Origin of the sequence: Mycobacterium sp., assembly GCF_032159765.1 — a bacterium.
Classification (GTDB): Bacteria; Actinomycetota; Actinomycetes; order Mycobacteriales; family Mycobacteriaceae; genus Mycobacterium.
Genome location: NZ_JAVHWM010000099.1, coordinates 1 through 18,159, shown reverse-complemented (window position 1 = coordinate 18,159; position 18,159 = coordinate 1). Strand labels below are relative to the sequence as shown.

The window sequence follows — 18,159 nt, the reverse complement described above, 5'->3', positions numbered from 1 at the left end:
TCAGCTCTTTGGCACGTGCCGCAACGCAATCGAGTTGATGCAATAGCGCTGATCGGTAGGCGTCGGGTAGCCCTCGCCGGAGAACACGTGGCCCAAATGGCTGTGGCAATTGGCGCACACCACTTCGGTGCGGCTGACGCCCAGCGACTCGTCCGGCTGCAGGATCACCGCATCCGAACGTGTGGGGTCGAAGAATGATGGCCAGCCGCAATGGGATTCGAACTTCTCCGTGCTGCGGAACAACTCCGCGCCGCAGGCGCGGCACTCGTACACGCCTTCGGCGGTGGTGTCGGTGTACTCGCCGGTGAACGGCCGTTCGGTGGCCGCCCGGCGGAGCACGTCGAACTCGTCGGGTGTAAGCCGCTCACGCCATTGTGCTTCGGACAGTTCCAGTTTCGGGGTCGTCTCGGAACTCATGCGTCAACGCTAGCGCGCTGCTTCTCCGGCGTCATCCACACCGGGTCGATCCCGTCTTGCAGCCGGTTGTCGGCCTTGGCGTCGAGATAGCGGAAGTACAGCACCGAGAACACCACAACCAACATCAGCGACCAGCCGTAGGTGGTTCGGAGGTACTCCATGGCCCGGCTGGTGCTCGGCAACAGGTACATCAACCAGTTGTCTGCGGCCAGGAATCCGTAGACGGCCAGCCACGCCGGCCAGTTCCTGATCACCGAATTGCGCAGAACCACGGTCATCAAGAACGGGAACAGCGTCATCGAGTAGTAGGCCTGGCCGAGCGATCCCACCAGCCACGAAGAAATCAGCAGCACCCCAGATGAGGTGCAGAACCAGAACAGAGGATCGCGGGTCCGGTAGTAGCGGTACAGCAGCCACAGTGAACCCACTGCCAGCAGTCCAAACAGGATGCGCAGCAACAGGATCAACCACGTGGGCAGGCCGTAGTACAACCCGTTGCCCGCGATTGAGCTGTTGAAGTAGTCACGAGCGCTGAAGATGTACGGCAGCGTGCGACGGTAGAAGTCCATCGGGTCGATGACCAGCGGCAGGGCCGCCAGGTTGAACACGAGCGGCACTCCCAACGCAGGCACCAGCGGGCGCCACTGCCGGTTCAGCAGCGGCAGCAACAGCAGGGGCGCCAAGAGGGGTTTGACCACCAGCGACAACCCGATCGAAACACCTGCCCACCATTGACTGGAGGTCTTGCCGTCGAGCATCCATCGGAAGAAAAACACCTCGAGCAGCAGGATGATGCCGTTGATGTTCGCGAAGATCAGTGTGTTCGTGACGCTTTCGGTGCAGAACATCGCCGCGATCACCGCGGGGAAGACGAACGAGCTGCCGGAGAACTTGAACAGACGCACCAGGAAGTAGGCCGCGAGGATGATCGCGACGGTGTTGAAGAAGATGAACCAGTACCGCGACGGATCGACGCGCAGGAAGCCGAACGGGGCCATGATCAGCGTCCCGCCGGGCGGATACAGGTAGTGCGGGTCGACGTAGTGCAACGGCAGGTCGTAGATGGGCAGACCACGGCGGAAGTTGCTGACGGCCCGATAGACCGGACCGAAGTCGTCGGTGATGTAGCCGTTGACTGACAGCACCAAGGTGCGGTGGATGATGAACATGATCGTGATCGGCCACAGGATCGAGCGCAGGACCTCGCCGACGGTGGGAGGGCGCGTGCGTGGCCGGAACGCGGTCAGAACAGAGTCAAGGAGCGCCACCAGCGCACCGTACCTGACGGCCAAACGCTCATCGTGCAAGCACGCAGCGCCGCGATCTCCGGGATCAGGCGGGGCAGAACGTGTCGGAGCCGGGCAGCTTTCCGCTGTCCACGTACCCGATCACCGGGGGAAGCCCACATGGGGTGAAGATGCTGACGCCGTGGCCGATGCCCTGCCACATCACTCGCTTGCTGTTCACGCCGGCGTTGATCACGGTGGCCGACACGACCGCGACGCCGTCGCCGCCCACGATCGGGTCGTTCTGCCCGCCCAAGAGTACGACGTCGACTTTGAGATCCTTGGGGTCCGGCGGCGCGCTGCCGCTCGGCCAGTTCTGGCACTTGACCAGGTCGAGAGCACCAACGGCGCCGAATTCGGGATAGACCTTGCCCCACTGCACGAGGAGCTCCCGGACCCGGTCAGGTGTGGGACGGTTGAGCGAGTCGCTGCAGCGGTTGACGAACTGGCCGTCGGTGTCGCGGAGCGATTCGGCCCTGTTGATCAGGTTGTTGAGCCCCTTGGTGTCGCCGGTTCGCGCAGACGCCAGCGCGCTGGCAAGGCCGTTGACCGTTGACGCGCGGTCGCCCTGCGGATAGGCGAGGGCGGTGGAAATCGCCTGGGTGACCACCGCCACCGACAGCCCGCTCAGGCCGCGTTTGGAGCGGGCGGAGGCGAGCACTGCGTCGATCGCAGCCTTCGGGTCCGGGCCCAGCGGGCAGTTGGCTGTGCACTGAGCGATGAAAGCGCTGAGTGCGGCCTGCTCGCCTTTGATCTTCTGCTCCTGAGCGGCCTCGGCGCCGACTGCCGGCGGGATCGGCGAATCGAGGACGAGCCGGGCCACCCTGTCCGGGTGCCGGCCCGCGTACGCGAGCGCAACCTGTGCGCCGTTGCCGATGCCGAGAAGCGCCAGGCCCGGCACATCCCACGTCGTGCGCAGACGCTCGATGTCCTCGGCCGCGTGCGCATTGTCGTACGCCGAATCGCCGGGGGAGATCATGTCGGTGCAGCTCGTGGTCGCGGAGACGGCGGTTTCGCCGAGGGTGGCCACCGGATCGTCACCGGACTCGAACTGAGCCTGATCGCGCATTACCTCTTGGTCGTCGGTGTTGCGGCAGTCCAGCTCGTCCGACGTGCCGATGCCGCGCCTGTCGATCGCGACGATCGGCCGGCTCTTCAACACGTCGCCGCCGGATCGGGTCAGCCACACCGGCAATTGGAGCGAGGAGGGCATGTCCCAGCCGGTGGTGACCACGAGCGGGCCCGCGTCGGCCGGCGTCTGCGACGACTGGGCGCGCACCACACCGATCTGCACGGTCCCAGTCGCGCTGCTGATCGGGTCAAGATCGGCGTCGAAGGTGGCGCATTCGAGCTTCACGTTGACCGGCGGTGCGACCGACACCTGGGAGAACACCTTCGCGGTGCAATCGCGCCACGAGAGGTCGTTCTTCGGCTTTTCGATCGGGGGGGGGCCCGCCTCCGGCTTCGGCGTGACGGGCTTTCCCTGCGGCCCTGCTCCGTGGTCAGTGGCGTAGTTGGGGTCTGCGGCCCAGCCGGGCGCGCACCCGGCCAGCACGGCGACCGTCGTCGCCATCGCGACACCGACACGGAGGGACCGGGCGAAACGCATGGTGACCAGAGTAGCGATCGTCGCCCCGTGAACCGCACGGGCGAAGAGACGAGGTCAGGCTCGCTGGTAGCGCAGATACAGATAGCCGGCGTCGTCGGTGAGGATGTGCGCGATGCGCAGGTCCATGGCCGCCGGCGCGGAGCCTCTCACCACGCGCGGCGACTGGCCGGCGACCAGCATCGGCGCCACGGTCAGCGCGAGTTCGTCGAGCACGTTGGCGTCGATGAAGTCGCCGAGCAGCGTCGGGCCGCCTTCGCACAGCACCCGGTAGAGGCCCCTTCGCGCGAGCTCGGCGAGCACGGCCGTCGGGTCGACGGCGATGGGGTCGGTCGTCGACGCGTCCACCACATCGGCGTGGCCCTGCAGACGCTCCCTGGTCGCGGCGACGGACGCGCTCGTCGTGAAGATCAAGGGCGGCACCTCGGTGTGAGCGAACAGCCGGCTGGTGACATCGAGCGCGCCGGAGGCGGTGACGACGGCGATCGGCGGCACTTCGGCCTGCCCCCGGGCCTGTCGCTGATGGCGTGCGGCGACGCTCAGTTGCGCTCCGGAGTAGTTCTCCGCGCGGACAGTGCCCGCGCCCACCACGACGACGTCGGCAAGCTCGCGTAACACCTTGAACAGGACGCGATCGCCCGGCCCCGCCAAACCGCCCGCGCGGCCCTCGACCGTGGCGCCACCGTCGGCGCTGGCGATCATGTTGGCACGCACCCAGCATCCGGAGAGGTCAGGCGGGTAGCTGTACAGGCTCGGCAGTTCCGAAAGGTCCGCTGAAGTCGGCGAGTCGAGTCGGCTGAAGCGCGCAGCGGCGTCGTCGTCGGTCATGGGAACGATTGCAGCACGCCGATACAGTGCCCACATGGGCGGACCCGTGGATCATCTGGTCGACCGCCACCCGGCCGTGTCCTCGGAGCGACTGATCGCCCAACTGGTGCCGCCGCCGACGTTCACCGACGTGAGATTCGAGAACTACCACCCCGACCCTGGCGAACCCACGCAGGCGGCTGCGTTGGCGGCGTGCCGCGATTTCTGTGACGTGGCGGTTCGGCGACGAGCGGGCAAGAAGCGGCTCTTCGGAAGGACGTCGGTGCTGCCGGGTGCGGGCCTGTACCTCGACGGCGGTTTCGGTGTGGGTAAGACGCATCTGCTGGCATCGTTGTATTACTCTCTGCCAGAGGATATTTCGCATCCCAAGGCGTTTGCGACGTTCGGCGAAGTGACGCAGATCGCCGGGGTGTTCGGGTTCGTGGAGTGCGTCGACCTGCTCGCCGACTACGTAATGGTGTGCATCGACGAGTTCGAGCTGGACGATCCGGGCAACACCGTGCTGGTGTCGCGCTTGCTGTCCGAACTGGTGGCGCGGGGCGTGTCGGTGGCCGCGACGTCGAACACGCTGCCCGAGCAGCTGGGGGAGGGCCGGTTCGCCGCAGAGGATTTCTTGCGCGAAATCAACACTCTGGCAGCTATTTTCACCACGGTCCGGATTGACGGCCCAGACTACCGGCACCGCGATCTACCGCCCGCGCCGGTGCCGCAGACCGATGAGCAGGTGCGCGCTCTCGCTGCGCAGACGCCCGGTGCCACGCTCGATGACTTCGACGCGTTGTGTGAACACCTGGCGACCATGCACCCGTCGCGATACACGAGTCTGATCGAGGGCGTGCGAGCGGTTTTCCTCACCGGCGTTCATCCGATCGACGACCAGAACGTCGCCCTGCGGCTGGTCGCGCTCACCGACCGGCTGTACGACGCGGGCGTTCCGGTGGTGGCGTCCGGGGCGAAGCTCGACACCATTTTCAGCGACGAGATGCTGGCGGGCGGATTCCGGAAGAAGTACCTGCGCGCCACCTCGCGGCTGATTGCGCTGACGAGCGGGATCGTCCGTCCTCAGACCGACCGCACCATCACGTAGTCATTCTCGACAACCGCACCGAGTTGAAAAGTCTTGGTGCCGTTGATCACAAAGCCATGTTTGGCGTAGAACCGTTGTGCCCGAACATTTTCCTGGTTGACGCCCAGCCAGAGACTTCTGGCTGACATCGCGGGCGCGTGGTCCACCGCCGCCTCCATCAGCGCCGCGGCCGCACCGGTGCTGTGGTTTTCGGGCAACACGTACATCTTCGACAGCTCGGCGGTGGGCCGAACCGTCACCGCCCGCTGAACGTCGGCGTCGTCGGGAACGCCGCGAATCAGCATGCAGTAGCCGACGATTCGGTTGTCGACCTCTGCCACGAGTACCAGGTGGTCCGGATCGGTGACGTATTCGGCGAACCTCTCGGCACGAAGGTGTGCCTCAATGAACGCGGCGATGTTCTCCGACGTCGACGAAGGCGGGCAGGCGAGAGGAAAGGTCCGCGCGGCTACCGCGGCGAGTTCTTGCGTGTGGGTGGTGTCGGCGACCCGGACCTGTACCGCCCCTACAGGTTCCACTGCGCCAAGTGGAACCCCGTTTTCGGATCCATCAGCACTACGTTCGAAACCAGGTCGCGGTAGACATCCCAAAATATACCGCCGCTCACGGTCTTACCGTTCGGCGCATTCAGAAGCGCGTACTGCAGAGCGTCGGGTGCGTCGTTGGGGCGCGCAAGATAGGAATCACCGGTCTGGGTGACGCCGCGGAACGTGAATTTCGATCCCATCGAGAACGGGGCTGGCACCGAGACCGCGGTGACGGTGATCTGCGCGCGCCAGACCTCCTGCCGCGGCCACCGCGGCGGGTTTCCGAATCCAGGAGGAATGTCGGACGGCAGCACGTTGACCACGGTGACGTCGGCGACGATGTTGCCGTCCGTCACGCGCAAGGTTTCACCGACGCGGCCGATCGGGGTGTCGCCAGCGGACGCGGGAGGGGCGAGCCATGTCGCGACGAGAGCGGTCACCGTCAGAAGTCCCACGAGCCAGCGGCGCATCGTCCCCTCCTTCGCTGTCCCCGAATGATGTCACACGACCGGCCCGGTGACACGGGGTTGATCGACGTCGCGGCGGGCGGGATGGTTAGCCGACCCACGGCCCCATTCCGCCGATCTTGGCGATCGTGACATGGGTGATGTATCCCGGAGGCGCGCCGTCGGGCGGGAACTTGGCGTCGGGGCCCATCATCACCGGCGCGAGCTCGCGCAGCAGCTCGGGAGCGCCGCCCTCCGTGATGTGTGCGGTTCCGGTGATCGTCAGGTACGGCGTCATCGGCGCGCTGCGGTCGGGGGACAGGACGGTGAGTGCCACGCGTCCGTCGCGACGCACGTTGCGTACCTTCTTGTGCTCCGCGAGATGGGCGGTGACGATCTCGTCGTCACCCTCGGCGGTGGTCTTTACGGCGATCCAGACGACGCTGACTTGTGCGCTGCCGTCGGGGTTGAGCGTGACGAGAGTCGCGTCGGCGCCTGCTCCGATCAGCGCCCGTGCGTGCTCGTTGAGTTTCATGGTCCGGACATTACGCCGGGGAGGTCAGAGCCTGCAGGGCCGCAGCGAGGTCGGCCTCGGCGCGGGTCTTGTCGACACCAAGACGATGCAGCGGCCCGTCGGCATCTTCCTCCTCGAGCATCGCGAGCAGGATGTGTTCGGTGCCGATGTAGTTGTGGCCGAACCGAAGTGCCTCGCGGAATGTCAGCTCGAGGACCTTGCGGGCCGCACTGTTGAACGGGATGAGCGCTTGCACGCTGTCCTCTCGGGGCGGGAGCTCCACCGCCGCCCGGACCTTCGCGGCGTCGATTCCCTGTTGCTGAAGCATCTTCATCGCCACCGACCCGTCGTCAACGATCAGCCCGACGAGCAAGTGCGCGGGGGTGATCTCCGTGTTGCCGGCCGCGTGTGCCTCGTTCTGCGCAGTGACGACGACGGCGCGCGCGCGGGGCGTGAATCGGGCGAAGCCCGCGTTGGGGTCAAGCGCTGCGTCGGCCTTCGGAACGAACCGCTTCTGCGCGGCCTGCTTTGACACACCCATGCTCTTGCCGATGTCGGTCCATGACGCTCCTGAGCGTCGTGCCTGGTCGACGAAGTGACCGATCAGGTGGTCGGCCACGTCGCCGAGGCTTTCGGCGACGAGCACGGCGCCGGTGAGCTGTTCGAGGGCGTCGGAGTGCACATTTTTGATTGCGTCGATGAGGTCGTCGAGGCGGACGGGGTGCGCAATTTTGGGGTCGGAGGCCATGCGTCAACCTTAGGTTGACGGTGGTAAATCGTCAACTCACGGTTGACGAATTGCTGGGGTTTGTGCACCCGTGATTGAGGTCATCCCGCGTCGAGTGTAAATTCCGGCTCAGCAGCGCACTCGACCTGGGGAGACTGGCATGGAAGACACAGAAGGCCGACGTCGGCATCGCGGACGCATGATCGCGGTGCTGGTCGCTGCGGTGTTGCCGGTACTAGCGGCGATGTTTGTCAGCGCTCCGGCGGCCAACGCGTTCTCGCGGCCGGGCCTGCCGGTCGAGTACCTGACGGTGCCGTCGGCCGGGATGGGGCGCGACATCAAGGTCGAATTCCAGCCCGGCACTGGCAGTCATGCGGTGTACCTGCTCGACGGTCTGCGCGCGCGCGACGACTGGAACGGCTGGGACATCGAAACGCCGGCCTTCGAGTGGTACTACCAGTCCCCAGTCGCCGTTGTGATGCCGGTCGGTGGGATGTCGAGTTTCTACGCCGACTGGTATCAGCCGGCTGTGGGCAACGGTGGCACCTGGACGTACAAGTGGGAGACGTTTATAACGTCCGAGTTGCCGGCATACCTCTCCGCGAACAAGGGGATCAGCCCGAGCGGCAATGCGGCCGTGGGCATTTCGATGTCTGGCTCGGCGGCGTTGATTCTGGCTGCGTACCACCCGAACAACTTTGTCTACGCGGGATCGTTGTCCGCCTTGATGGATCCGTCGCAGGCCATGGGTCCGTTCTTGATCGGGATCTCGATGAAGGACTCGGGCGGTTTCAGCGCCGACGCGATGTGGGGCCCGTCGAGTGATCCGGCGTGGGCCCGCAATGACCCGTCGCTCCAGGTTGCGCGCTTGGTCGACAACAACACCCGGCTGTGGATCTACGCCGGCAACGGAACTCCGACGGAACTCGGCGGCGCTGACCTTCCGGCCACCTTCCTCGAGGGCGTCATCAAGGACAGCAACTACAAATTCCAGCAGAAGTATCAGGATGCCGGCGGGAAGAACGCGACCTTCCACTTCACCAACGGCACACACAACTGGGCCTACTGGGGCGCTCAGCTACAGCAGATGAAGCCGGACTTGATCAGGACCCTGGGCTAGGTTCGCGCGATTCAGCGCCCGGCAAGCACCGTTGGCGTGCGGGTCGAGGAGCGGTGCGCGGTCCTGATTCGTCGGGCGATCAACATGACGCACGCGAATTCGATTAAGCCGACCAGCAGGATGGGCCACAGCGCGCCTGCCACCACGGACAGGGCACTGTATGTGGCAACCGACGGCCCGTGGTGGGCGTCTCGACTGTGGTAGCTATCGGCAATGGCGAAGACGGTGACGGCAGTCAGCAGCCCCACGCAAAGGTAGATGCTCAACATCTCGTTCACTCCATCTTCGTGGTGCCCGACTAAGTCACAACATGCGCCACAACGCTGAGCAATTGTGCGCAAGAAGCTGAGAATTGTCCGAAAAGAAGCTCATTTGTGTCTGGCGTTACATACAGCCCTGGGTTACGCGTTTGATCACTATCGACGGCGCCGCTTTGCTCTCAGCGTCCCTCGGCCTGCGCGGTCGTGGGGAGTCAGTTACGTTGGGGCCCGTGCATCGCTTTGTTGCTAGCGACCAAAGGGCCGCGGCTGTGGAAGCGGCTGACCGGGACCAGGCGGAATACTTCCTGCAGATGCTCAGCGAGAGCTGTGTGGAGATAGACCGCAGGATCCACAAGTTCCAGACGGCGCTGGCCGGATATGAGTCCCGCGGGTCCACCGAACACGTGCGCAGATGCCGACGGATGATCCGCACCGAGGAGCACAATCGCCATCAGCTTCACGGAATGATCGACGCCCTGCGCCGGCGGTTTCCGGCCGGACATTTCCGGCACGGGCGTGGAGGCGCTGGCTGACTCCGGCCGTATGCGACGACGGCATCGGGGTGAATTGAACGGGGCGCGACCGACCGGTGAACTCCTCCGGCTCAGAGTGCTGGTGGATCCAACTGTGATTACGGTGAAGAAGCGCAGCGCCCCAGCACCGCTTCGCAACAAAGGACCCGGTTTCTCCCGCCGGGTCCTTTTCTGTTGAGCAGCAGCGAGATCCGCGTCTTGATCTTGAGCGGCTTTAGCTGATGAACTGGCTGGCGTACTTGGGGCAGTACGCCTGCACCGCATCAGCCATGAAAATGGCGGTCTGGCGCGGGGTAAAGCGTGACTTGTGCTGTATCGCTTCGTGAACCTGTGCCGGCGTGCCGCCGGCGGAAAACGCCGCGCAGACTCGCTGCCCTGCCAGGATTACCTCGTTCCGGCTGCTGAAATAGAGCGCGTCGTTGGTGACCTTGACGATGAATGCATCGTCGGTCGCGTCAGCGGCGGCGACGGCCTGGGTGGTCAAACCGAGCGCGACCCCCGTCATCGTTGTGGCGACAAGCTTGGCGATGTTGCGGCGAGCGATCGTCATGATGACTCCTAACGCGTGAACCTAAGTCCACAGCCCACGGCCCCCCGTGGAATCGGTGGGATTCCCTCTGCAGTGATCAGCAGAGCAAATCCCAGATGTGGGGTCGATTTGTTACTTTGCTACGCGCCGACCTATTCGGCAAGCTTCCGCACTTGGCGCATCCCGGTACGGCAAATCGACGGGTTGTGGTGGAATCGGGGCATGGTTGGATGACGCCCCCGCAGTACCCAAATTTGGCGCCGCCGCAGAATCAGCCGACACCAGCGTTGCGCAGAGCCAAAGCGCGGGCGCCGCGCTCGCCGATCGACATAGCGATGACCGCCGTGATGTCCGTCTTCTCGGCGGCGGCGGGATTTGGATGCTTCGTGTTTTCAGCGCTTTTCGCGTTCGGGATGGGCGAGTGTGCGCACTACAGCGACACGCCAATATTGGTTGTTTGGGGTGGCGCCGCGGCCGCGGTGATAGTCGCGGTCTCGGGCATCACCGCCGCGGCCATTCGCGGCTTTGTCATGTGGATATGGCCGACCCTGGCATTTGGGCTCATCGTGGCGGCCCTCGTAACAGGTTGGCAGCTTGCCAAATCCGTCACGTGCCTCGGTTGACCCTCGGTTAGCGGTCGGCCCGCCACCCCGGAGGATGACCAGACGAAGTCAAACGGTTCGATGTCCTTTGACCCCGTTATCTTACGGACGGGCAGGGCTGCTCGGGGCAGCAGAGGTCGTGGGGGCAGAGGTCGTCCCCGGACCGTTTTGGGTCATCTCGGACTGACGCCAGTGTTTGCCTTCATGTCCTCCGTGATGTCCTTCGTGCCCACCACGATGGGCACCGATCATCATGCCGGTCCAGAAGACCACCGCGAAGATGAAGACGATGCCGGCAACAATCACGACCAATGCCGCGACCTTAAAGAGCCTATGTGGCCCGCGCCGCGCTCCGTCCCACCGCGACAGCGCTTCTCTGCCCGCTGTCGACTCGTCCTGGGGTTCACTTGAAACAGTCATACCTCAGCATGCATGCAGCTATGGGAGCTGTGGTGCCTTCGCACTTATGAATCCCCTATGAACCGCAAGTAGACGGGCGGGTGGCCCGAGGGGACGCGGGTGGGTGCAATCACAGGCGCGAGTCGCCCGAGCGACCGCGTGTCACTGGCCTGTTTTTGCCTCTCGGGTATTCGCATAAGCCTGGTCAAATTAGGAGGACCTTATTTCCGAGAGAAGAATTTTGATCCGGCCCCGACCGCTAAGGTTAATTGCTCGCCAAGTCTGGGGCCAGTGGTGTGTCCCCGGACTAGCTGGCCCGCGTACATCCTCGAATCGTAGTGGACACCAACGCAGTTCGAAGAGCGGTCGGGCGGCTACCAGGTCACCGTTTGGTTCACGCTACCGAGTTGTTGGGTCTGCTTGCCGCTGCTGTCGGTGCACGGGATGGTGATCTTGTACTGGGTACCGGTCTTGAGACCTTTAAAGGATTCGGTGTGACTGCCGTTGGCGGGCACGTCGAAAGTTCTCGTCGTGTCCGAGGGCACCAGCGGATTCAGCGAGACCGCCTCGTAGTTGCAGGTTGCGGGCAGCGGGGACGAGTTCTTCAGAGTGACGTTGAAGACGGTTTGCTGCCCGTCGAAGGACGGGGTGATGGCGTTCGTATACACCTGCGGTTTCGGTGGTTCCACCGGTTTCGGTGGTTCCACCGGTTTCTGCTGTTGCTGTGGCGGTGGGGCGGCAGGCGAATCGTCGCAGTAGAGCTTATTAGCGGAGCCCCATGACCGGCTGGGCCCCCCCATTGCTATTGGTTGTGGTGCCGCTTGCAAGGCCGTCGGGGTTCACGACACCCTTAAAGGTGACGGTTGTGGCGGAGTTATCTTTGATCCAAGAGGTAGACATCGCGCCCGGTGATATTGGCGCTCGCGTTCCCTGCGGAGGAATCTAATTTAGCGGGCCCATAGTATGAGGACTTCGTCGTCATTGCGGCGAAGTTGAGTTCCTCGTTTGTGGCCGGGATCAGGAATCTTACGAAGCCGGAGAACTCATATTGGGCGCAGTTGGCCGACGGTGGGGGGTCGTGCGGCACCATCGGGAACGCGTGCGCGGGCGTTGCGCCGACGGCGAAACCCCCTGCGATGGCAATGGTGGCGCAGCCAAGAATGGCGAAAGCGCTAGACCTACCTGTGGTCGTCATCGAATATCCCTCTGTAGCGGTCCCCCGACCACTGCGCCGTCGAGGCGATGAGGGGAATACTCCCAGCAGACGCCCGGCAACGCCCACCGAACCGCAAAAATACAGCTAATGCACAGCCAGGCCACTCCTTGGCAAATGCGTTCGGCCCGCCACCCCGGAGGATGACGGGCCGAGACAACGGACTCTTTTTCCGCACCTACTGAGTCGGCTTACGGCAGCTGTAGGGCTCCCCAAACCCAGCCCGTGCCGCCGGGTACCGGCGAGCCGGACCTGACCAACGACGAATCAGCCCGCCTCCCAAGGAAGATGATGGGCGGATCGACACCGCGACCAACCGATGCCGCTGACCTTAGGGTGGTCAATGTGCGGGAGCGATTCCAAGAGGATCTCCGCAGTCTGACGGCCAGCATCGCCGGGATGTGCGAGCGGGCGGGACTGGCGATGGAGCGCGGGACGCAGGCGCTTTTGCAGGCAGACCTGGACCTGGCCGAACAGGTAATCACCGAGCTGCAGCAAATCGCGCCAAAAGTTGCCGGCATCGAGGACGACGCATTTCGGATACTGGCCTTACAGGCGCCCGTGGCTGGGGATCTGCGCGCTGTTGTCAGCTCACTCAAGAACGTCGCCGATGTTCAACGGATGCACGCACTCGCCCTGCATGTTGCCAAGATGGCGAGGCGACGACACCCGTCCCACGCCGTACCGGCGGACGTCAACGTCTACTTCGCCGAAATGGGGCGCATCGCCGTCGACCTTGGTAACGGTGCCAGAGACGTTGTGCTCTCAAATGATCCGTCCAAGGCCGCACGACTCGACGACGACGACGACTCCATGGACAACTTGCACCGCCACCTGTTCACCATGCTGATGGACGAAGATTGGCAGCATGGTGTCGCCGCCGCGATCGACGTAACACTGCTGGGACGCTACTACGAACGTTTCGCAGATCACGCCGTCGAAATAGCGCGCCGAGTGATATTTCAAGCCACTGGCCAACAAGGTTGAGCACAGAAAACCGAGACTCGGGCCGCCACCCCGGAGGATGACGGGCCCACAACTAGCTGTTGCGCCCCGGCAAAGAAACCGCGCCTTAAATTGACTGCGTTTCCGGCGGGTTCGGCTCCCCTTGAAGTCGCGCGAGCATTTCGATGGCGACGTCGCGCACTTTGATGTTGCGCCGTTGAGATTGGTCGACCAGTCGGGCAAAGGCCTCGTCTGGATTGCAGCCGTGCTTGGCGATTAGCGCGCCTTTGGCCATGTCGATGTATGGCCGCGAGGTGAGAGCTTGCTCGAGCTGGGTGATCGATTCTCGGCACTGTTGCCAGCGGTGAGCGTTGGTGATCGCCTCGCCGGCGGCAACGGTGTACAGGCGCATGAGTCCCTCGTCGAACGGGTCAAACGCGGATGCCGTGTGGCTGTAGATGTTAAGGGAGCCGACCAAGTCCTGCTCGTCGCCGAGTCCACCGACAAGCAGCGGAACCGACAAGCTGGCACGAATCCCGATTTGCTCTGCGGCCTCAACGAATTCGGGCCAGCGTTGATGTTCGGCGCTGATCAACGCACGCACCGGCGTGCGCCGCAACGCTGCTTCCAGGCAAGGCCCCCTGCCTGAGGCGTACTGCTGGTCATCCAGTTCCAGCGCCCACTCAACTGTGTGCGCGGCGGTACGGGAATCAGGCCAACTCAGCACAGTGATGCTGACTGCATCCGCCTGCGGGACGGCGGCGGCTGCCGTGTCAGCGACCCGATTCGCGATATCGTCCAATGGCTCTTCGGCGGCGCACAAGTCGCGCAGGCCCTCAATCGCCCGCGCCGTCAACCCCAGCCGGGCCAATGGATCCAGCAAGTCAGTATTCATTTTTGTGCCCTCCGCTCCGAAGTCGTCAGCCGCTGCTACGGGCACACTGAACTCACCCTATACCCGTGTTGCGACGGCGGCGCCGACTTGAACGAGGACCCGGAAGTGAGAGTAAGGGCGGGGCGGCGCTGGCTACTTAACGCCGCGGTCGCTCCCCTGACAGGGGGCAGAACGCAACCAACGGGGTTGATGAGCTACACCCGTAAATCGGCCCGCCACCCCGGAGGATGACGGGCCGAGGATCTCTGCTCTCGTGCGCATCACGAGTCCGTCGAGGATGGCCTTCGCGACAACGATCATTGAGCCGATCTCAGAGCAAGTACCGACTTTCACGTCGAATCGACTTCGCTGCGTTCGTCGAGGAGTTCGTCGACTTGGCCGATCGACGGCTCGACACCGTGCTCGCGGATCGTTCGGCGCACCACTGCGAGGAGGCGCAACTCGCAGTCGATGGCATCGGAATCACGCACAGTTTGACGAGTCGACGCTTCCCGGACAATGCCGGGCCGTGGTAGACGTTGTCGGTTATCTACTTTTAGGCGTTCCCGTTTGCGCTACCGATCTGGACCGTCTGGCCCTCGAAGTTGGCGTTGCACGCCGACACCAGGTTGTACGACTGGCCGATGACCGGAGCTGGGAAATTCAGCGTCGTACTTCCCTTTGCGGCGACATTGAAGTCGCGGTGAACAGCCGGACCCAACCCGTTGGCTTCTGTCGCATCGTAGGTGCACTGGGCTGCCAGGTCCGACGTGTTGCTCACGGTGACGTTGACCTGCAGACCTGCCTTCTTGACAGTCATGGTCACAGCGTTCGTCGGCGCGACCTTCTTCACCGGGCAGGTCGAGCCGGCCGGAAGGGTGGAACCATCCGAGCACGTGACTGGTGGCGGTGGGGGCGGCGGCGGAGGTGGTGGCGGAGGAGCCGGTTTGGGCGCTGCGTGTGGCTCACCGAGCGCGATGCCGACCGCGTCAATCCCGCTGGACCGAAAGAAGCCCACGCCGAAGTCTTTGTAGCTGCAGTCGCTAATGAGGACACCCATATTTTTGATGGCGTTGCCGATCGCATCTGAAAGAGGATCGCCGTAACCCTTGCCCTCTGCTGTCTTGCCGTCGTATTTGTTAGGCGGGGGCACCCCGGGCAATGTATTTCCGACGTCGGCCTGCGCGTTGCCTTCGAGGTTAACGTTGTAGTTCAGTGCCCCGCACGGTGAGCCTGCGCGTGCGTTGTTGACGGCCGCTCGGATGTCAGCGAGTGCATCGGCGTGCGCCATCGGCGCTGCCACTATCCCAGACACCAGAGCGCAGGCCGCCGCGGCGACCAATGGTGCAAAAACTCGATTACGAGTCATGATTGTTCTCCCTTGGCTTCTCGGGGCGTTTGTGGTCCACAACCGGTGATTGCGTACCGCGTCGTCGTCCCTAATCCCCCGCCGTTCAGGTGATGAGGAGAATAGTCACAGAGACCCCGAGCAAATATCGGGAAACCGCAAAAATACAGCTACCTCACAGGCTGTCGGATCGCCGGCAAATGGCCTCCGCCCGCCACCCGTCGCGGTCGGATAGCCGAGTTATCGACTGGCCTGATGCTGAACGCGTTGTAATTGTTGGCATTCGCGAGTGCCGTCAGTCCCTCTGCCTATTAGCTGCGTTGGGAGGTTGGTGGATGTTCTCTGCACTTCACGGAATTTGTTGCCAGCTGTGGAGGCCCAGACGGCTGCGGTTGCTCGTGGGCGGCGAATATAAACCGGACCACCGACAAGATGAGTTCTCAGGGCGCCTTCATCGCCTCGATGTCACATCGATGCCACCCCGGGAGGATGACGGGCCGAGACAACGGACTTTTTTTCCGCACCTACTGAGTCGGCTTACGGCAGCTGTAGGGCTCCCCAAACCCAGCCCGTGCCGCCGGGTACCGGCGAGCCGGAGACCTGGCACCAGGACTTCGGCTGGCAGCTTCCCACAAGCTGAACCTGGCTCTTAGCGCGCAAGATGCCGACAATGTGTCCCGTGCCGTCGGGCTCATTCTTGACGTTGTACACATCCACATCGTCGTTCACGGTGACTACAGGCTGAGTGGCAGCTGGTGGGTTCTGGGCCTGGGCTGCGGGGCAGTTGAGCGGGTTTATGGAGTCCCAGGCCGTCGGCTGGAACACGGTTTCCCCAACGTCGTTGTGCGCCGCAGCTCCGGTAGCGGTGCCACGCGCGAAGCCGTCATCGCCCACAGTGCCACGGAAGTGGGTCGTTCCCCCGCCGCTCTGAGGGTTCCAGGTGATGATGAAGTCGACGGCGTTACCGGCGATGCTGCCACTGGCAGTGCCACCGGCCCAGCGCGGTTCGCCTATTCCGGTGGACATCGCGGCCCCATCCAAGTTCGACCCCTTGGCGAGGACATTCACCGTGTACCCGTAGGGTCGCATTACGAAGTCCAACTCTGGACCAGGGACCGTGCACGATGCAGCGTGTGCTGCCGGCACCGCGGTAGTGGTGGCTAGGCCGGCCAACGTGGTGGCGGCTCCAACGCCTGCGGCGGCAAATGTTGCGAGACGTTTAGACGTGAGGGTGGTCATCGGGGTTCCTTTTCGGTTGGGCGAGATTGTCCCTTCGGGCTCTGGCGCAACAATTGTTGGGTTGGTCGCACCAGCCTGCCAGGTGCATCACAAGTAAATTCCAGATTGAGTAAATTCCCCGACGAGCTACTCCGTTAAAACCACCGATTATCGATCAGCTGTGCAGGTATTGTGTACCTGCTGTGAAATTCCAAGGTTAAGCTAGCAGTCCGTCCTAAAATGCATTTGGCCCGTGACCCAAAGAAGTCGGCCCGACCATCCCGGAGGATGACGGGCCGATTGGACGGAACAACTACTCAGACGCGCTGCGGTGCCCTCCGGTTCCGTTCGATTGGAGCAATTCGGCTTCGCGGATGAGTGCGTTGCCGAGTTGTTTCGCTTCGTCGGGTGTCAGGTTCAGCGAAAGATCGAGGAAGTTGTGCGGCCACGGGATGCCGTCCCAGAGCTTGATGTCGTTGAGGTGGAGATACACCGCGCCGGCTGTGTCGGGTTCTCGGCGCACCATCACGCCGATTTGTTGCGGGAAGTCGTCGCTGCCTTCGTGGTGTACCGGCATCAGGGAGAAGCTGACGTACTCGGAGGGTGACCAGCACGCCTGGTCGCTTCTACCGAAGCAGTTGGGGTGACCGTCACCGTACTCACACCACGGCGCGCACTCGACGAGTGGCATTCTCGGGTGCTCCGCGGCGGTCATCGAGTCACCCACCCGTCGACCTCAGCGGCGCACTCGAGCAGCACCGAAGCCAGCTCGCGGGCCTGGACGCTACTGAGCCCGCTGTCGTAGTGAATGTCCAGCGACACTCGAGGGGGGTCGTCGCTGGTGTTGATGCTGCCGTCGCGGTATTGCAGCGCCGATGTCTGCACGATCAGCTTGTGATCCTCGACGCCGCGTGAAACTCCGTAGATCACGCGGAAGTCCTGGGGGTCGTCGTCCCACCAGTTGTCCGGTTCGGCGCCGGCGGGCAGGGGAGGGTTCGGTGCTGCGGCGGTCATTTCGCAGTCCACCCGTCGATTTGGTCAGCAGCAGCGAGCAAGGCTGCAGCCAGTCCCCGGGCGCCCTCGGGCGTGAGGTCCAGCGTCTGGCGTCTTACCCCGTTGGCGACCTCGTCGACATGGACGCCGGTGTTCTGGTCGTCCACGCTGTTGGAGGGCACGGAGCCGTCGGGGAGCTGCGTGGCCCACGGCTGGGCACTGAAGTTCGTTGATGCGGCTGGGTGTGCATCGCCCCAGACGAGCCGGTATTCGCCGTTCCAGACTTCGAAGCTTTCGTCGCAGAGGAGATGGGTCCCCTCGGGCAACGGAACGTCGGGGTGGGTGGTTGTGGTGGTCATGCAGCAACCTCTTTCGGTCGGTTGCTAGCGCGTGCCGTCACCAGTTCATGTGCAGTTCACAGAGGCGGATTTCACTTTCGCCGTTTCTCATTGTGACCTGCGGTCGAGCTGTTGTGGGCGGTACTGGGATTGAACCAGCGACCTCTTCCGTGTCAGGGAAGCGCTCTCCCGCTGAGCTAACCGCCCGGGATCGTACTAATCGAGGTGGAGACGGGAATCGAACCCGTGTGCACGGCTTTGCAGGCCGTTGCCTCACCACTCGGCCACTCCACCGCTGGGGGTTAATGCGACTGCACCTTCGAGCGGATGACGGGATTCGAACCCGCGA

At 63.6% G+C, this 18,159-nt stretch carries 23 protein-coding genes and 2 tRNA genes; 5 read left to right on the top strand and 20 right to left on the bottom strand.

The annotated features are described in order from the left end of the window. The 4 genes from msrB to QOH60_RS11155 form a co-directional block, all read right to left on the bottom strand. The gene (msrB, locus tag QOH60_RS11170) at nt 1-417 is read right to left on the bottom strand and encodes a peptide-methionine (R)-S-oxide reductase MsrB (protein ID WP_526420162.1); all 417 of its coding nucleotides are present in this window, start codon (nt 415-417) and stop codon (nt 1-3) included. Further along, on the bottom strand, nt 414-1,685 hold the full coding sequence (locus tag QOH60_RS11165) for a glycosyltransferase 87 family protein (protein WP_526420160.1): 1,272 nt from the start codon (nt 1,683-1,685) through the stop codon (nt 414-416). The genes msrB and QOH60_RS11165 overlap by 4 nt, the downstream gene beginning before the upstream one ends. A gap of 64 nt (nt 1,686-1,749) precedes the next feature. Then, nucleotides 1,750-3,312, bottom strand: a complete 1,563-nt coding sequence (locus QOH60_RS11160; RefSeq protein ID WP_526420158.1) for an alpha/beta fold hydrolase — start codon at nt 3,310-3,312, stop codon at nt 1,750-1,752. A gap of 54 nt (nt 3,313-3,366) precedes the next feature. Next, a complete protein-coding gene (locus tag QOH60_RS11155; RefSeq protein WP_526420156.1) occupies nt 3,367-4,137 on the bottom strand; it encodes a pyrimidine reductase family protein in 771 nt (256 codons plus the stop codon). Between QOH60_RS11155 and zapE the strand changes: the two genes are divergently transcribed. Beyond that, on the top strand, nt 4,136-5,224 hold the full coding sequence (gene zapE / locus QOH60_RS11150) for a cell division protein ZapE (RefSeq protein ID WP_526420154.1): 1,089 nt from the start codon (nt 4,136-4,138) through the stop codon (nt 5,222-5,224). The genes QOH60_RS11155 and zapE overlap by 2 nt on opposite strands. Here the strand turns inward: zapE and QOH60_RS11145 are convergent. The 4 genes from QOH60_RS11145 to QOH60_RS11130 form a co-directional block, all read right to left on the bottom strand. After that, nucleotides 5,200-5,742: a GNAT family N-acetyltransferase gene (locus tag QOH60_RS11145; RefSeq protein WP_526420152.1), complete on the bottom strand. Its 543-nt coding sequence runs from the start codon at nt 5,740-5,742 to the stop codon at nt 5,200-5,202. The two genes, zapE and QOH60_RS11145, sit on opposite strands and share 25 nt — an antisense overlap. Next, nucleotides 5,730-6,221, bottom strand: a complete 492-nt coding sequence (locus QOH60_RS11140) for a DUF1942 domain-containing protein (RefSeq protein ID WP_526420150.1) — start codon at nt 6,219-6,221, stop codon at nt 5,730-5,732. Before QOH60_RS11140 ends, QOH60_RS11145 begins: the two co-directional genes overlap by 13 nt. An 85-nt stretch (nt 6,222-6,306) precedes the next feature. Next, nucleotides 6,307-6,732 (bottom strand): PPOX class F420-dependent oxidoreductase, encoded by a 426-nt coding sequence (locus QOH60_RS11135; RefSeq protein WP_526420148.1) that lies wholly within the window; start codon nt 6,730-6,732, stop codon nt 6,307-6,309. Nucleotides 6,733-6,742: 10 nt separating this feature from the next. Continuing rightward, nucleotides 6,743-7,459 (bottom strand): Clp protease N-terminal domain-containing protein, encoded by a 717-nt coding sequence (locus tag QOH60_RS11130; protein ID WP_526420146.1) that lies wholly within the window; start codon nt 7,457-7,459, stop codon nt 6,743-6,745. Nucleotides 7,460-7,598: 139 nt separating this feature from the next. On the opposite strand from QOH60_RS11130, the gene QOH60_RS11125 reads away from it, so the two are divergent. Next, entirely contained in the window at nt 7,599-8,558 is a 960-nt protein-coding gene (locus QOH60_RS11125) for an alpha/beta hydrolase (RefSeq protein ID WP_526420144.1), read from the top strand. A gap of 11 nt (nt 8,559-8,569) precedes the next feature. Here the strand turns inward: QOH60_RS11125 and QOH60_RS11120 are convergent, their stop codons facing one another. Next, the gene (locus tag QOH60_RS11120) at nt 8,570-8,836 is read right to left on the bottom strand and encodes a hypothetical protein (RefSeq protein WP_526420142.1); all 267 of its coding nucleotides are present in this window, start codon (nt 8,834-8,836) and stop codon (nt 8,570-8,572) included. Nucleotides 8,837-9,087: 251 nt separating this feature from the next. On the opposite strand from QOH60_RS11120, the gene QOH60_RS11115 reads away from it, so the two are divergent. After that, the gene (locus QOH60_RS11115; protein ID WP_526420140.1) at nt 9,088-9,351 is read left to right on the top strand and encodes a hypothetical protein; all 264 of its coding nucleotides are present in this window, start codon (nt 9,088-9,090) and stop codon (nt 9,349-9,351) included. A 214-nt stretch (nt 9,352-9,565) separates the two neighbouring features. On the opposite strand, the gene QOH60_RS11110 is transcribed toward QOH60_RS11115, so the two are convergent. Beyond that, on the bottom strand, nt 9,566-9,901 hold the full coding sequence (locus tag QOH60_RS11110) for a DUF732 domain-containing protein (RefSeq protein WP_526420138.1): 336 nt from the start codon (nt 9,899-9,901) through the stop codon (nt 9,566-9,568). A gap of 314 nt (nt 9,902-10,215) precedes the next feature. Here QOH60_RS11110 and QOH60_RS11105 point away from each other — a divergent pair, with 314 nt between their 5' ends. After that, entirely contained in the window at nt 10,216-10,503 is a 288-nt protein-coding gene (locus tag QOH60_RS11105) for a hypothetical protein (protein ID WP_526420136.1), read from the top strand. A gap of 752 nt (nt 10,504-11,255) precedes the next feature. Here the strand turns inward: QOH60_RS11105 and QOH60_RS11100 are convergent. Then, nucleotides 11,256-11,588, bottom strand: a complete 333-nt coding sequence (locus QOH60_RS11100; RefSeq protein ID WP_526420134.1) for a hypothetical protein — start codon at nt 11,586-11,588, stop codon at nt 11,256-11,258. Nucleotides 11,589-12,439: 851 nt separating this feature from the next. On the opposite strand from QOH60_RS11100, the gene phoU reads away from it, so the two are divergent. After that, entirely contained in the window at nt 12,440-13,081 is a 642-nt protein-coding gene (phoU, locus tag QOH60_RS11095) for a phosphate signaling complex protein PhoU (RefSeq protein ID WP_526420132.1), read from the top strand. 85 nt (nt 13,082-13,166) lie between these two features. Here the strand turns inward: phoU and QOH60_RS11090 are convergent, their stop codons facing one another. The 9 genes from QOH60_RS11090 to QOH60_RS11050 all read right to left on the bottom strand — a co-directional run bounded on the left by QOH60_RS11090 (nt 13,167) and on the right by QOH60_RS11050 (nt 18,104). Beyond that, nucleotides 13,167-13,934, bottom strand: a complete 768-nt coding sequence (locus tag QOH60_RS11090) for an ANTAR domain-containing response regulator (protein WP_526420130.1) — start codon at nt 13,932-13,934, stop codon at nt 13,167-13,169. Nucleotides 13,935-14,263: 329 nt separating this feature from the next. Then, nucleotides 14,264-14,404 carry a hypothetical protein gene (locus QOH60_RS11085; RefSeq protein WP_526420128.1) on the bottom strand — a complete coding sequence of 47 codons (141 nt, stop codon included), beginning with the start codon at nt 14,402-14,404 and terminating at the stop codon, nt 14,264-14,266. Between the two features lie 65 nt (nt 14,405-14,469). Further along, the gene (locus QOH60_RS11080; RefSeq protein WP_526420126.1) at nt 14,470-15,282 is read right to left on the bottom strand and encodes a hypothetical protein; all 813 of its coding nucleotides are present in this window, start codon (nt 15,280-15,282) and stop codon (nt 14,470-14,472) included. Between the two features lie 516 nt (nt 15,283-15,798). Further along, a complete protein-coding gene (locus QOH60_RS11075; protein ID WP_526420124.1) occupies nt 15,799-16,500 on the bottom strand; it encodes a hypothetical protein in 702 nt (233 codons plus the stop codon). Nucleotides 16,501-16,792: 292 nt separating this feature from the next. After that, nucleotides 16,793-17,194, bottom strand: coding sequence for a hypothetical protein (locus QOH60_RS11070; protein WP_526420122.1), 402 nt, complete (start codon nt 17,192-17,194; stop codon nt 16,793-16,795). Beyond that, nucleotides 17,191-17,493: a hypothetical protein gene (locus QOH60_RS11065; protein ID WP_526420120.1), complete on the bottom strand. Its 303-nt coding sequence runs from the start codon at nt 17,491-17,493 to the stop codon at nt 17,191-17,193. Before QOH60_RS11065 ends, QOH60_RS11070 begins: the two co-directional genes overlap by 4 nt. Further along, nucleotides 17,490-17,831 carry a hypothetical protein gene (locus tag QOH60_RS11060; RefSeq protein ID WP_526420118.1) on the bottom strand — a complete coding sequence of 114 codons (342 nt, stop codon included), beginning with the start codon at nt 17,829-17,831 and terminating at the stop codon, nt 17,490-17,492. The genes QOH60_RS11065 and QOH60_RS11060 overlap by 4 nt, the downstream gene beginning before the upstream one ends. A 114-nt stretch (nt 17,832-17,945) precedes the next feature. Next, nucleotides 17,946-18,017, bottom strand: a tRNA-Val gene (locus QOH60_RS11055). A 16-nt stretch (nt 18,018-18,033) separates the two neighbouring features. Then, nucleotides 18,034-18,104: transfer RNA gene (locus QOH60_RS11050), tRNA-Cys, on the bottom strand. Between the last annotated feature and the right edge of the window lie 55 nt (nt 18,105-18,159).